Below are 13546 nucleotides of genomic sequence, written 5' to 3' on the forward strand. Positions count from 1 at the left end.
AGAAGTGACTCGCCGGGAGGCGAAACAGGGACTCGCAGCCCACTCGATAAGCAGCTCGGCTCAGAACGCTCTAGCAACCCTTAACGCAGACATAGCCAATTCATTCGCCAAGCAGGCCGCAGGTCTGCCTTGGAAGGCTCCAGGGGGACGCTGCGCGTCCCTTGGCGAATGAATTCGCCCCTACAGGTTTTCTACCCGGCCTCAGCCCAGGCCGATCTCCACCACATCGCCCTGCAGGCGCACCGGCCAGACCCGCAGCTGCTGCTCGGGGAACTCCAGGCAGGTGCCGTCCTCCAGGCGATAGTGCTGCTTGTACAGCGGCGAGGCGATCACCAGGTCGCCGCCGAGGTGGCCGATGATGCCGCGGCCGATCACATTGGCCCGAGCCAGCGGATCATGGTTCTGCACTGCGAAGAGCTGCTCGCCGGCCTCCCCCGGCAGGTAGAACAGCGCCACCTGGATATTGGTCACCCAGGCCACCACGCCGGAATTGGGCACCAGGTCGGCGCGGTTGCAGACGGCTTGCCAACGGCCCCGGACTTCACTGGGTTGCACGCTTGCTTGGTTCATCAGACCACCTCCTCCACCAAGGGGATAAGCTCGGCTTCGTCCGCCCGGAGCGGGCGGATCTGGCCGCGTTCTTCGATGAATCGGATATCCGGATCGCCGCGGCCGTCGTTGACGAAGGTGCGGAAGCGCTTGAGCTTCTCCGGGTCCTTTATGGCGTTGGCCCACTCGCATTCATAGCGGTCCACCACCAGTTGCATCTGCGTTTCCAGCTCCTCGGCCAAACCCAGGCTGTCGTCGATGATCACCGCCTTGAGGTAGTCCAGGCCGCCCTCCAGGCTCTCGCGCCAGACCGAGGTGCGCTGCAGCTTGTCGGCGGTGCGGATGTAGAACATCAGGAAGCGGTCGATGTAGCGGATCAGCGTCTCGTCATCCAGGTCGGTGGCGAACAGCTCGGCGTGGCGCGGGCGCATGCCGCCGTTACCGCTGACGTAGAGGTTCCAGCCCTTCTCGGTGGCGATCACGCCCACATCCTTGCTTTGCGCCTCGGCGCATTCGCGGGTGCAGCCGCTCACGGCGAACTTCAGCTTGTGCGGCGAGCGCAGGCCCTTGTAGCGATGCTCGATGTCCAAGGCCATCTTCACGCTGTCCTGCACGCCGTAGCGGCACCAGGTGCTGCCGACGCAGGACTTCACGGTACGGGTGGATTTGCCGTAGGCGTGGCCGGTCTCGAAACCGGCGGCGATCAGCTCGCCCCAGATGTCCGGCAACTCGTGCAGCTGCGCGCCGAACAGGTCGATGCGCTGGCCGCCGGTGATCTTGGTGTAGAGGTTGTACTTCTTCGCCACTTCACCGATGGCGATCAGGCCTTCCGGGGTGATCTCGCCACCCGGGATGCGCGGCACCACCGAGTAGGTACCGTTCTTCTGCATGTTGGCCATGAAGGTGTCGTTGGTGTCCTGCAGCGGGACCAGCCAGGGGTCCTGGATCGGCCGATTCCAGCAGGAGGCGAGGATGGAGCCGATGGCCGGCTTGCAGATATCGCAGCCGACATGGCCGCGACCGTGCTTGGCCAGCATTTCGTCGAAGGTCTCGATGCCCTCCACGCGGACCAGCGCATAGAGCTCCTGGCGGGTGTAGGCGAAGTGTTCGCAGAGGCTCTTGTCCACCGCCACGCCGCGGGCCGAGAGTTCGTGCTCGACCACCTGCTTGAGGAGCGCCGCGCAGCCGCCGCAACCGGTGGCCGCCTTGGTGCAGGCCTTCACGCCGGCGACGTCCGTGCAGCCGCCGTCGATGGCCGAGCAGATCGCGCCCTTGCTGACGTTGTGGCAGGAGCAGACGGTGGCGGTGGCCGGCAGCGCATCGGCGCCCAGGGCCGGGGCGCCCTCGCCCACCGGCAGGATCAGGCTGGCCGGGTCGGCCGGCAGCTTGATGCCGTTCTGCACGTACTGCAGCAGGGTGTCGTAGTAGCTGTTGTCGCCCACCAGCACGGCGCCCAGGGCCTGCTTGCCGTCCGCCGAGACCACCAGCCGGCGGTAGCTGGAGGTGGCTTCGTCGATGAAGCGATAACTACGGGCGCCCGGCAGCGCACCGTGGGCGTCGCCGATGGAGCCCACGTCCACGCCGAGCAGTTTGAGCTTGGTGGACATGTCGGCGCCGATGAAGGTCTCGCCGTCCTCGCCGCAGAGCTGGGCGGCAACGTTGCGGGCCATCTGGTAGCCGGGGGCGACCAGGCCGAAGATACTGCCGTTCCAGGACGCGCATTCGCCGATGGCGAAGATGTCCGGGTCCGACGTGGCGCACTGGCCATCGATGGCCACACCACCACGGGCGCCAAGTTCCAGGCCGCACTGGCGGGCCAGCGCGTCCTGCGGGCGGATGCCGGCGGAGAAGACGATCAGGTCGGTTTCGAGGAAGTCTTCGCCGGCGAAGTTCATCCGGTAGCGGTATTCCTCACCGGCGCTGATGGACTGGGTGGCCTTGGACAGGTGCACGCCGACGCCCAGTTCCTCGATCCGCGCCTTGAGGGCCTGGCCACCCTGGTCGTCCAGCTGCACCGGCATCAGGCGCGGGGCGAACTCCACCACATGGGCATCCAGGCCGAGGGATTTCAGCGCATTGGCCGCTTCCAGGCCGAGCAGGCCGCCGCCCACCACCACGCCACGGCGCGCATTGGCCGCCGCCGCGCGGATGGTGTCGAGGTCAGCCAGGGTGCGGTAGACCAGGCGCGAATCGCCTTCGGCGCCCTCGATGGGCGGTACGAAAGGGTAGGAGCCGGTCGCCAGCACCAGCTTGTCGTAGGCCAGGCAGCCCTGGGCGGTGATCACCTCATGGCGCTCGCGGTTGATCTCCAGCACCGGCACGCCCAGGTGCAGGGTCACGCCGGGACGCTGGTAGAGGCTGGCTTCACCCAGGGCCAGCGACTCGGCATCGCGGCCGCCGAAATATTCGGAAAGGTGCACGCGATCGTAGGCACGCAGCGGTTCTTCGCTGAAGACCTCGATGCGATAGCGGTCCAGCGCGCCGCGCTCGATCAGTTGCTCGACGCAATGATGGCCGACCATGCCATTGCCGATGACGATCAGCGTTTGCACATCAGGAGTGGAAGCGACGTTGGAGTTCATAGGTAGCACCCGGCCCAAGCCAATCACGTTTTCGGGGGCAAAAAAAAACGCCTGGGACTCATCCGTCCCAGGCGCCTTTGCCTGTTCATTCATGGGTGTCGCCGGGCCACGCTGCCTGACGCACCTGCGAGCCCGGGGGAACGATCGCCATTGATCTGCCGGGCCGCCCTCCGCAGTGTTCGCGGTGGGTCCGGTCCTGCACATGCAGTGGCTGTGCCAGTTTTGCGAAAAGGCCATTGACGCGCCTCCCCGAGCGCCGCCCCGGCGCAGCAGCAGCGCGGCCTGCAGCGATTTGCGCAGATTTCGTTCGCACTATTCGAAGCCTTCGTGGCGCCTGCCGGCACGAGAACCAAAACGGTGCAACGGCGCCCTTCCCGCCCCATCCTGAAGCCGGCTCGCCACCCCCGGAAAACACCCGACAAATGCCTGCAAGCGCCGCCGTGCAAAGCCTGGACGCGGTTCAGGGCAACTTGGCATGTGCCTTGCGATAGCACCGGCAAGGCAATCAATGCCGATTGCCCTACCCCACGACAAAGGCGCCGTGTCTCCCCCGTTCCGACGGTGGGTGGCATGGCGCTTTTTCGTTTCCGCTCCAGGGTGTTGGATATGGCCAATAAGACTGTTCGAAGCGTGTGTCCTTATTGCGGTGTCGGCTGCGGCATCGTCATGGAAGTGGCGGACAACCGCGTGGTGAAGGTGACCGGCGACAAGGCCCACCCCACCAACTCCGGTCGCCTCTGCACCAAGGGCAATACCTGTGCCCAGGCGATCGCCGACTCCGGACGCATGGAACACGCCTACCTGCGCCACGAGCGCAGCCGCGACCCGGTGCGCACCGGGATAGACGAAGCCATCCGCGACACCGCCAACCGCCTGCGCGCGCTGCTCGAGACCCACGGCCCCGACGCCATTTCCTTCTATGTGTCCGGGCAGATGTCCCTCGAAGCCCAGTACCTGGCCAACAAGCTGGCCAAGGGATTCATCCGCACCCGCCATATCGAATCCAACTCGCGCCTGTGCATGGCCAGTGCCGGCAGCGGCTACAAGCTCTCCCTCGGCTCCGACGGCCCGCCCGGCTCCTACCAGGACTTCGACCGTGCCGACCTGTTCCTGGTGACCGGCGCCAACATGGCCGACTGCCACCCGATCCTCTTCCTGCGCATGATGGACAGGGTCAAGGCCGGCGCGAAGTTGATCGTGGTCGACCCGCGCCGTACCGCCACCGCCGACAAGGCCAGCCTTTACCTGCCGATCAAGCCGGGCACCGACCTGGCCCTGCTCAACGGCCTGCTGCACCTGCTGCACAAGAATGGCCACACCGACCCGGCCTTCATCGCGGCCCATACCCAGGGCTGGGAGGTCATGGAGGATTTCCTCGAGGACTACAGCCCGGAGCGGGTTGCCGCCATCACCGGCCTGGCCGAGGCGGACATCCGCAAGGCCGCCCAGTGGATCGGCGAAGCCGGTGAATGGATGAGCTGCTGGACCATGGGCCTGAACCAGAGCACCCACGGCACCTGGAACACCAACGCCTTGTGCAACCTGCACCTGGCCACTGGCGCCATCTGCCGCCCCGGCAGCGGCCCCTTCTCCCTCACCGGCCAGCCCAACGCCATGGGGGGCCGCGAGATGGGCTACATGGGGCCCGGCCTGCCCGGCCAGCGTTCGTTGCTGGTGGAGGCCGACCGCCGCTTCATCGAAGCCATGTGGCAGCTGCCCCACGGCAGCCTGCGCCAGGACGGCGGCAACGGCACGGTGGCCATGTTCGAAGACATGGCAAAGGGCAGCATCAAGGCCTGCTGGATCATCTGCACCAATCCGGTAGCGACTGTGCCGAACCGCCGTCAGGCGATCGAGGGCCTGCAGGCCGCCGAACTGGTAATCACCCAGGACGCTTTCCTCGACACCGAGACCAATGGCTACGCCGACATCCTCCTGCCTGGCGCCCTCTGGGCCGAAGCCGAAGGCGTGATGATCAACTCCGAACGCAACCTGACCCTGACCCAGAAAGCGGTGGACGCGCCCGGCGACAGCCTGCCGGACTGGCAGATCATTGCCCGCGTTGCTTGCGCGATGGGCTATGCCGACGCCTTCGACTACGCCTCGGCTGCCGAGGTGTTCGAAGAGATCAAGCTGGCCTGGAATCCGGCGACCGGCTATGACATCCGCGGCGCCAGCCATGAACTGCTGCGTCAGGGCCCGCTGCAATGGCCCTGCGCGCCGGGCGCCGCGAGCAATGCCCGCAATCCCATTCGCTACCTCAACGACGGCGTCAGCCAGGCGCCGAAGCTCGATGCCGACGGCAACCGCCCGGCCATCGCCTTCGCCACCCCGCACGGCAAGGGCGTGTTCTTCGCCCGTCCGCACATGGACCCGGCGGAATTGCCGGACGACGCCTTCCCCCTGGTGCTCAACACCGGTCGGGTGCAGCACCAGTGGCACACCCTGACCAAGACCGGCAAGGTCGCCACCCTGAACAAGCTCAACCCGGGCCCCTTCCTCGAACTGCACCCGATCGATGCGAGCCGCCTCGGCATCCTCGACAAGGGCCAGGTGGAAGTGCGCTCCCGGCGCGGCCGCGCTGTGCTGCCGGCAGTGGTCACCGACCGCGTGCGGCCGGGCAACTGCTTCGCACCCTTCCACTGGAATGACCTGTATGGCGACGACCTGGCGATCAACGCCGTGACCAGCGACGCCATCGACCCCATTTCGCTGCAGCCGGAATTCAAGTACAGCGCCGTCGCCCTGGCGCCCGTTCCGGCCAGCCCCCAGCTCATCCCCTTGGTAGAAGTCGAGCCGGTCCCGGCCAATGCCGCGGCCGGTTTTCCGGAGGAACTCGCCGACATGCCGATCAACGCCTTCGCCCGCCTGCTGAACCTGGACCCCGGCACCGAGCTCTGCCTGGCACCCACCGAGCAACGCTACCTGCAGGGCTACCTGCTCGGCCTGCGCAGCGAGGAAAGCCGCAAGCAGGGCGGCGTACCGACCCTGCCGGCCAATGCCCCCCTGGCTGCGGACACCCGCCTGCTGCTGGACGGTCTGCTGGCCGGCCTGTTTTCCCGCAGCGGGGACGTACAGGTCGCTCCGGCACCGGCACCGGCACCGGAGAGGCCGCTACTGGTGCTCTGGTGCTCCCAGACTGGCAACGCGGAAAGCTTCGCCAGCCTCTGCGCCGAACAGCTCAAGGCTGACGGTCGTCCCGCCGTGGTGCGCTCCATGGACGCCATCCAGCCCGCCGAACTGGCCGGTGCCGGCACCGCCCTGCTGATCGCCAGCACCTTCGGCGACGGCGACCCGTCCGACAATGGCGCCAGCCTCTGGAACGCCCTGGAAGGTGACGGCGCTCCCTCGCTCGCCGGCCTGGAGTTTGCCGTGCTGGCCATGGGTGACTCCAACTACGATCAGTTCTGCGGTTTCGGCCGCAGGCTCGACGCCCGCCTGGAAGCCCTGGGCGCGCGGCGTCTGGCACCACGGGTGGACTGCGAGCCGGAGTATGAAGAGCCGGCACGCGCCTGGCTCGCCGCCGTACGCAACGCCCTGACCGGCGCCACCGCCCCGCAGCCGGTGGCGGAGCTGGCAGGGGTGGAAGCCGAGGTCGCGGACGAACCGACGCCCGCCTACAGCCGCCAGCAACCGCTGCGCAGCCGCCTGTTGCAGAACCGCGTGCTCAATGCAGCGGGCTCCGACAAGGAAACCCGGCAGATCGTCCTGGACCTCAAGGGCAGCGGCCTGACCTACCAGGCCGGCGACGCCCTGGGCGTCTGGCCGAGCAACTGCCCGGGCCTGGTGGACGAGCTCATCAAGGCCCTGGGCCTGGATGGCGGCCAGCCGGTCGAGGTCAAGGACCAGGGCAGCATGCCGCTGGCCAGGGCCCTGGGACGGCATTTCGAAATCGCCAAGGTCACTCCGGAACTGCTGCGATTCATCGCCGAACGTTCGCGCAGCCCGGAACTGGTGCGCCTGCTCGAGCCAGCGAGCAAGGCCGAGCTGGCCGACTGGCTCTGGGGCAAGCAACTGCCCGACCTGCTGCGTGCCTTCCCCATCCAGGCCAGCGCGGCGGAACTGCTGGCCCTGCTCAAACGCCTGCAGCCGCGCCTCTACTCCATCGCCTCCAGCCCCCTGGCCACCCCGGACGAGGTGCACCTGACCGTATCCACCGTCCGCTACGGCAGCGAAGACCGCGCCCGCGGCGGCGTCTGCTCGGCCTTCCTGGCCGACCGCGCCGAGCAGGGCGAAGTCCCCATCTTCATCCAGAAGTCCGCCCACTTCCGCACGCCGAAGGACCCGACGCGGCCGATGATCATGGTCGGCCCCGGCACCGGTATCGCCCCCTTCCGCGCCTTCCTCCAGGAACGCCAGGCATCCGGCGCCAAGGGTCGCAACTGGCTGTTCTTCGGCGAGCAACGGCAAGCGTCGGACTTCTACTATCGCGAGGAGCTGGAAACCTGGCTGGCCGACGGCCACCTGCACCGCCTCGACACCGCGTTCTCCCGCGACCAGGCGGAGAAGGTCTACGTACAGCAACGCATGCTCGAACAGGGTGCCGAGCTCTGGCGCTGGCTGCAGGACGGCGCGCACTTCTATGTCTGCGGCGATGCCAGCCGCATGGCCAAGGATGTGGACGCCGCCCTCAAGACGGTGGTGCGCGAACACGGCGGTTTCAGCGCCGCCGATGCCGAGGCCTATGTCAGCGCCATGGCGCGGGACAAGCGTTATGTGCGGGATGTGTATTGAGCGGAAAGTCGACGGAGTGATCGCCCCCCATCCTGCGGACTGCCCCCTCTCCCTTCAGGGAGAGGGCTGGGGAGAGGGGCGATGCCAAGATGCAAGCCGTAAGGTGGATCACGCTTCATCGATCCACCAGCTCTGGATTTCCCGGCGGCAAGCGGGTTGAAGGGAGCCTCGATGGTGGAAATCCACATCGTGGATTTTCACCCTACACACCAGCACGGCCTCGAATCCCTAGGCGATCGCCGCCAACAACTCTTCGGTGGTGAAGATGACATGGGCATAGGTCGGGCCGTTCAATTCATGGGCGGCGCGCATGGCTTCCGGCGAGAACGCCGCCGTGGCATCAGTCACCAGGGTCACGTGGTAGCCCAGCTCCGCGGCGAAGCGGCCGGTGGACTCGATGCAGGTATTGGCCAGCATCCCGACCAGGATCACCCGCTGCACCCCATGCTGCTTGAGCTGGTAGTCGAGGTCGGTATTGGCGAAGCCGCTGGCGCCCCAGTGCTCCTGGACCATCACGTCCTGCTCCGTCGGCTGGAAATCCGGGTGCCATTCCCCACCCCAGCTGCCCGCGGCGAACACCTGGGCGCGGCTGGCACCCAGCTGGTAGGGGCTGGGGTGCTTCCAGGTCCTGAAGTCGTTGGGCCGCGCCCGGTGGTGGGGCACGTAGAAGACCTGGATACCCGCCTTGCGCACGGCCGCCAGCACCTTGCGCAGGTTGTCCAGGGTACCGACGGCTTCCGCCACGGGCTTTGCCAGCCCGTTGAGCTTGCCGCCTTCGCTGAGGAAATCGTTGTACGGGTCCACCAGCAGCAAGCCGGTGCCCTCTCGGGGATAGCTCATGGCACAGTTCTCGATCCGGTCGATGACCTTCGCCAGTGTAGATAGGCCTGGCGAATAGGCTGCGCAGAGACGTGGGACGCACCGCCTTTTGTCGGCTTCATCGGAAAAACACAACCACTCGCCGGCAAAACAGGCGGATAGTGGAGCGACAGCCTGAGCGCGAACCCGCCCACGTCGGAGGTCGCCATGAAACAACGCATTTTCCCGGGACACATCGCCTGGAGCGAAGCGTGCATGAATGGTGACCACGCGCTGGCCTTCGTGGCAGTGCGGTCGCATGCCCCGGAAGCGGAAGTCGGTTTCCACCTGGTTTATGGCGAACATCATTTCCCACGGCTGTCGGAGGCCATGGCCGCGGCCGAGGACGCACTCAGCAAGCTCGTTCGGATTGACGAGAACCACGCTCCGGTCTTCAGCTCGGGTGCCTGCTGAATCTCCAGGCAACCGAGCCGGCTTACCTATTGATTGAACTGCCCATCATCGCGCTGGAAATGCAGCAGCGAGCCCTTGAACGCCTCGCCATTTCCCAGGACGCAATCCGCGCGGCTCCTGCTTCCCTCGTACTCCAGTTCGGCCATTTCGCGGCAGAACGAAGCGCGGTTGGGCCGGTTGGGGTCGACGATGAACACATCCACCTGGTCGGCGGAATGGCGGTCGATGAAGGCGGCGAGGACTGCCGGCTGGCCGTACTCATAGATGAGGTCGCTGCCGATGATCAGGTCGAACAGGCCCAGGTCGTCATTGAGAACGCCCCAGTCGGCAGACAGGTACTTGAGCGGACCGAGGTCGTTCAACCGTAGGTTTTCATCGAGGAACGCGGGGCTCAACGGGTGATAGTCGCTGGCGGTGATGTCGCCACCGCGCCGATGCACCACCAGGCTCGCCAGCGCCAGGCCGGCGCCCAGTTCGAGCACGCGCTTGCCTTCGAGATCCATCGTCAGCATGGCGTGGGCCAGCACCTGGCTCGAGGGCCAGACCTGCCCGAACAACGGCCAGCTCTCGGGTGAAATCCCCAGGCGTTCCGCCACCAGTTCGGGGTCGTGATATTGCTGAAGATCGAGCAGCGAGCGGATATGAAAATCCATATCCCCCACCGATATATCCTGATATTTGACCTGATAACCCGGCATGCAGAACTCTCCCGATGTATGGGCGATGCCGCCAGGAGAGCTGCGCTGGATATTCATTGATGAAATATCGACAACGCCAGGGGGCGATGAACAACGAAATATTCCGTGAAAACGATCAATTGAACGGAACTTTCGAAGTTTTCATTGCTGAAAATAAAAAAGCCCCGCTAGGCGGGGCTTTTCAAGACAGATGAAGTCTCAGACTACCTGGACTTTATCGGCCTGCAGACCTTTCTGGCCCTTGACCACTTCGAAAGTCACTTGCTGACCTTCGCTCAGGCTCTTGAAGCCGGTGCTTTCGATCGAACGGTAGTGAACGAACAGATCAGCGCCTTCTGCCGGGGTGATGAAGCCGAAGCCTTTTTCATCGTTGAACCACTTGACGGTGCCGGATTGACGATTGGACATTTCATAACTCCAAGATAAAACAAAATAATCCTGAATTAATTCAGGGAATTACTGAGTTGCGAAAGCTGTAACGAATCGAGGAGATGAAAGAATATCAATCAGAACATCGAGCCAAGTATCGCAGAGACAATTGCAGAACAGTGGCGCGACTATACGCGGTTCGGCCGGGATGTACAGGTTTATTTTCCCGGCGGAAATTTTTCCGCCGGAATGGGTTTGGCATTCATGCGCTTGGCCGGAAAACCCGGAATCGACCGCCATCAGGCCGGGCTCGCCGGGCCTCGCAGCATGTCGAGGATCAGCGCATGCAGGCGCGGATCGCCGCAGGCGACGATGTCGCCGCCGTTCTGCGCGTCCCCGCCGTCCCAGCGGCTGACCACCCCGCCGGCACCCTGGATGATCGGCATCAGCGCCTGGATGTCGTAGGGCTTGAGGCCCGGGTCCAGCACCACATCCACCAGCCCCAGCGCCAGCATGCAGTAGGCATAGCAATCGCCGCTGTAACGCACCAGCCGCGCCTCGCCGGCCAGGCGCTGGAAGATGTCGCTGTAGGGCGGCTGCTGGAAGTGCTCGGGGCTGGTGACCATCAGGGTGGCCTCGGCCAGCTTGCCGCAGGCACGGGCCTGGATCGGCCGGCCATTGAGTGAGGCGGTTTCCCCATCGCCGATGAAGCGCTCGCGGGTGAAGGGCTGGTCCATCACACCCAGTGCCGGGCGGCTGCCGTCGTTGAGGGCGATCAGGGTGCCCCAGAGCGGGATGCCGCTGATAAAGGAGCGCGTGCCATCCACCGGGTCCAGTACCCAGGTCCAGGGTTCTTCCCCCGCGATGTTCTCCTCTTCTTCGCCGAGGACACCGTGGCCGGGAAAGCGCTCGCCGATCAGCGCGCGCATGGCGCGCTCGGCGCCCTTGTCCGCCAGGGTCACGGGGTCGAAGCGCTCCGCCTCCTTGTTCTCCACCTCCAGCGGCAGGCGAAAGTAGGTCAGGGTGACCCTGGCTGCCGCATCGGCCAGTTCTTCGGCGAACTCCAGGTACTCTGGAGGAAGGGGTCGGTCGTTCATGGGGACTCCTGGGGACAAAGTGATGAGCTGAATTCCAGCATAGGCCAGGGCGCCCCAGCCACCCTGGCTTCCGGAAAAGCGGCGGGCCAGTTGCTTGCGCCGGACTTCGCTCAACCACAACGAACGGATGAACGCCAGCGGGTCGGCGCTGAACTGTTCCTTGTGGGGAGTAGATCTGCGTGCCGTCTCGTACTGCCCATCTTGCGCATTCCTTCGGAGCCGGGCCCCTTGCCGGGGGCCCGTAGGTTGAGAAGGTTATCGATCGCACTCGACTGCATCAGCAGCAGGGTCACCGACCCTGCTGCTCGAGGTATTCACCAGTGGAGACCACCTTGGCGTAGGCGAAGGACAGGGCGGACATGAAGGCAGCATGGACCTGCTCGGCGGGGATGGTCCTGCCGTTGAACTCCAGGTCCCGCGTGGCGCAGGCATCATGGATAACGGTGACCTCGTAACCATAGTCCGCCGCCGCGCGGGTGACGCCGTCGACGCACATGTGGCTCATGCTGCCGACCACGGTCACCTTCTCCACGCCGTTGCGGTCGAGGATCTCCTTCAGCTCGGTTTCACGGAAGGAATTGACGAAATGCTTCAGGACCACGGGCTCGCCAGGCGCGTTCAGCACCTTGGGATGGATATGCGCGCCCTCCGAGCCGGGCCGGAAGAAGGGCGCGTCCTGGCTGGTGAACTCGTGACGGATATGCACCACCAGGTCGCCGGCTTCGCGGGCGCCGGCGATGACCTGGGCGGCCTTGTCGGCAGCGGCCTCTGCGCCTTGCAGGGTCCAGAGGCCGCCGGGGAAGTAATCGTTCTGGATGTCGACGACGATAACGGCTTGCTTGCTCATGTTATTCACCTCGGGTTGTGGGAGTGGAGACATGGGGCCTAAGGTGAACTTCCCAGCGCCGGATCAGTATCGGCGCAACCGACAAATTCGCAGGAAAAACTGACAATGAAGACCATGCTGGAGATCGGTCTCCTGCTCTACCCCGGTGCCCAGCTCGCAGCGGCCCACGGCCTCTCCGACCTGTTCGCGGTGGCCAATCGCATGGCTGGCGAGCATGCCGACGCCAAGCTGCCAGTACTGCGCGTGCGCCATTGGACGGCCGGCGAGGATGGCGAAATCCGCTGTACCCTCGACAGTCACCCGGACGCCGATAGCCGCCCCACGGTTGTGGTAGCGGTACCCTGCATCGGCCCCCTGCCCCCGGCCGAGGTGCTGCAACCCTTCGCCGACTGGCTCAGCTTCCAGCATGCGGCAGGCGTTACCCTGGGTTCGGTGTGTGCCGGGGCCTTCCTGCTGGCCCAGACCGGGCTGCTGGCCGGCCGCCCGCTGACCACGCACTGGAGCCTGGCCAAGGACCTGGGCGAGCGCTACCCGGAGGTGAAGGTGGATGCCGACAAGCTGGTGGTGGACGACGGCGACATCATCACCGCCGGCGGTGTGATGGCCTGGACCGACCTGGGGCTGGCCCTGGTGGACCGCCTGCTGGGGCCGACCATAGCCGCCAACACCGCGCGCTTCCTGGCACTCGACCTCACCCGCCACTCCCAGCAGTACTTCCGCCGCTTCGTCCCCCGGCTCGACCATGGCGACGAGGCCGTGCTCAAGGTCCAGCACTGGCTGCAGCGCCAGGACAATCGCAATGCCAGCCTGCCGGACATGGCCGCCCAGGCGGGACTCGGCGAACGTACCTTCCTGCGCCGCTTCCAGCTGGCCACAGGCCTGCGTCCCACCGAGTACTGCCAGCAGCTGCGTGCCGCCAAGGCCCGCGAACTGCTGGAGCTCACCAACCGCTCGGTGGACCAGATCGCCTGGGAAGTGGGCTACCAGGACCCGAGCGCCTTTCGCAAGGTGTTCAACAAGATGGTCGGGCTATCGCCCACCGACTATCGGCGGCGGTTCGGGCGGCGCAGTGTGGCAGAAGGATGAGTTCTTCCTTGTAGGGGCGAATTCATTGGCTATGTCTGCGTTAGCTGTTGCAGCACCGAATAGAGGTGTCTAGTACGGTTCTTTCAGACCTCCACGCCTGCCTGATACATCCCTCTCCCCCGGCCCCCGCCCTGCGCCCCAGCCTGATCGCTACGCGCTCAGTCGCTCATCGGCACCGGAAGCGGTGCTTCCGACAGCGTGCCTCTTCGCCCCGAAGGGCGAGGGGTGACTCGCGCCTGTCAGGGCGCCGCAATTCTGATGCCCAGTCGTTGCCTGAACCTGTGCGAAAGAGGTGAGGCAAGGACCCCGCCC

General features: G+C 65.5%; 11 protein-coding genes. 4 read left to right on the plus strand and 7 right to left on the minus strand.

Annotated elements, in window-relative coordinates; all coding sequences use genetic code 11:
- Positions 1–201: 201 nt before the first annotated feature.
- Together nirD and nirB are read right to left on the minus strand one after the other, a co-directional pair.
- Positions 202–570, minus strand: coding sequence for a nitrite reductase small subunit NirD (gene nirD, locus E8F11_RS01315; protein ID WP_280287000.1), 369 nt, complete (start codon positions 568–570; stop codon positions 202–204).
- Complete coding sequence (gene nirB / locus E8F11_RS01320) at positions 570–3131, minus strand: nitrite reductase large subunit NirB (protein ID WP_280287001.1); 2562 nt, start codon at positions 3129–3131, stop codon at positions 570–572. Before nirB ends, nirD begins: the two co-directional genes overlap by 1 nt.
- Before the next feature lie 606 nt (positions 3132–3737).
- On the opposite strand from nirB, the gene E8F11_RS01325 reads away from it, so the two are divergent.
- Positions 3738–7865, plus strand: coding sequence for a sulfite reductase subunit alpha (locus E8F11_RS01325; RefSeq protein ID WP_280287002.1), 4128 nt, complete (start codon positions 3738–3740; stop codon positions 7863–7865).
- Positions 7866–8093: 228 nt separating this feature from the next.
- Here the strand turns inward: E8F11_RS01325 and E8F11_RS01330 are convergent, their stop codons facing one another.
- A complete protein-coding gene (locus E8F11_RS01330; RefSeq protein WP_280287003.1) occupies positions 8094–8705 on the minus strand; it encodes an isochorismatase family cysteine hydrolase in 612 nt (203 codons plus the stop codon).
- Between the two features lie 186 nt (positions 8706–8891).
- Between E8F11_RS01330 and E8F11_RS01335 the strand changes: the two genes are divergently transcribed.
- The gene (locus tag E8F11_RS01335; RefSeq protein WP_280287004.1) at positions 8892–9137 is read left to right on the plus strand and encodes a hypothetical protein; all 246 of its coding nucleotides are present in this window, start codon (positions 8892–8894) and stop codon (positions 9135–9137) included.
- Between the two features lie 26 nt (positions 9138–9163).
- Here the strand turns inward: E8F11_RS01335 and E8F11_RS01340 are convergent, their stop codons facing one another.
- On the minus strand, positions 9164–9892 hold the full coding sequence (locus E8F11_RS01340) for an SAM-dependent methyltransferase (protein ID WP_280287005.1): 729 nt from the start codon (positions 9890–9892) through the stop codon (positions 9164–9166).
- Between the two features lie 2 nt (positions 9893–9894).
- On the opposite strand from E8F11_RS01340, the gene E8F11_RS01345 reads away from it, so the two are divergent.
- Positions 9895–10029 carry a hypothetical protein gene (locus tag E8F11_RS01345; RefSeq protein ID WP_280287006.1) on the plus strand — a complete coding sequence of 45 codons (135 nt, stop codon included), beginning with the start codon at positions 9895–9897 and terminating at the stop codon, positions 10027–10029.
- A 4-nt stretch (positions 10030–10033) separates the two neighbouring features.
- On the opposite strand, the gene E8F11_RS01350 is transcribed toward E8F11_RS01345, so the two are convergent.
- From E8F11_RS01350 to E8F11_RS01360, 3 genes are all read right to left on the minus strand, one after another.
- Positions 10034–10243 (minus strand): cold-shock protein, encoded by a 210-nt coding sequence (locus E8F11_RS01350; RefSeq protein ID WP_280287007.1) that lies wholly within the window; start codon positions 10241–10243, stop codon positions 10034–10036.
- Between the two features lie 260 nt (positions 10244–10503).
- Positions 10504–11301, minus strand: coding sequence for a histidinol-phosphatase (gene hisN, locus E8F11_RS01355; RefSeq protein ID WP_280287008.1), 798 nt, complete (start codon positions 11299–11301; stop codon positions 10504–10506).
- A 289-nt stretch (positions 11302–11590) separates the two neighbouring features.
- The gene (locus tag E8F11_RS01360) at positions 11591–12148 is read right to left on the minus strand and encodes a cysteine hydrolase family protein (RefSeq protein ID WP_280287009.1); all 558 of its coding nucleotides are present in this window, start codon (positions 12146–12148) and stop codon (positions 11591–11593) included.
- Positions 12149–12253: 105 nt separating this feature from the next.
- Here E8F11_RS01360 and E8F11_RS01365 point away from each other — a divergent pair, with 105 nt between their 5' ends.
- Positions 12254–13234: a GlxA family transcriptional regulator gene (locus E8F11_RS01365; protein WP_280287010.1), complete on the plus strand. Its 981-nt coding sequence runs from the start codon at positions 12254–12256 to the stop codon at positions 13232–13234.
- The last annotated feature ends 312 nt before the right edge of the window (positions 13235–13546 follow it).

Origin of the sequence: Pseudomonas sp. BN417, from assembly GCF_029871205.1 — a bacterium.
GTDB lineage: Bacteria > Pseudomonadota > Gammaproteobacteria > Pseudomonadales > Pseudomonadaceae > Metapseudomonas.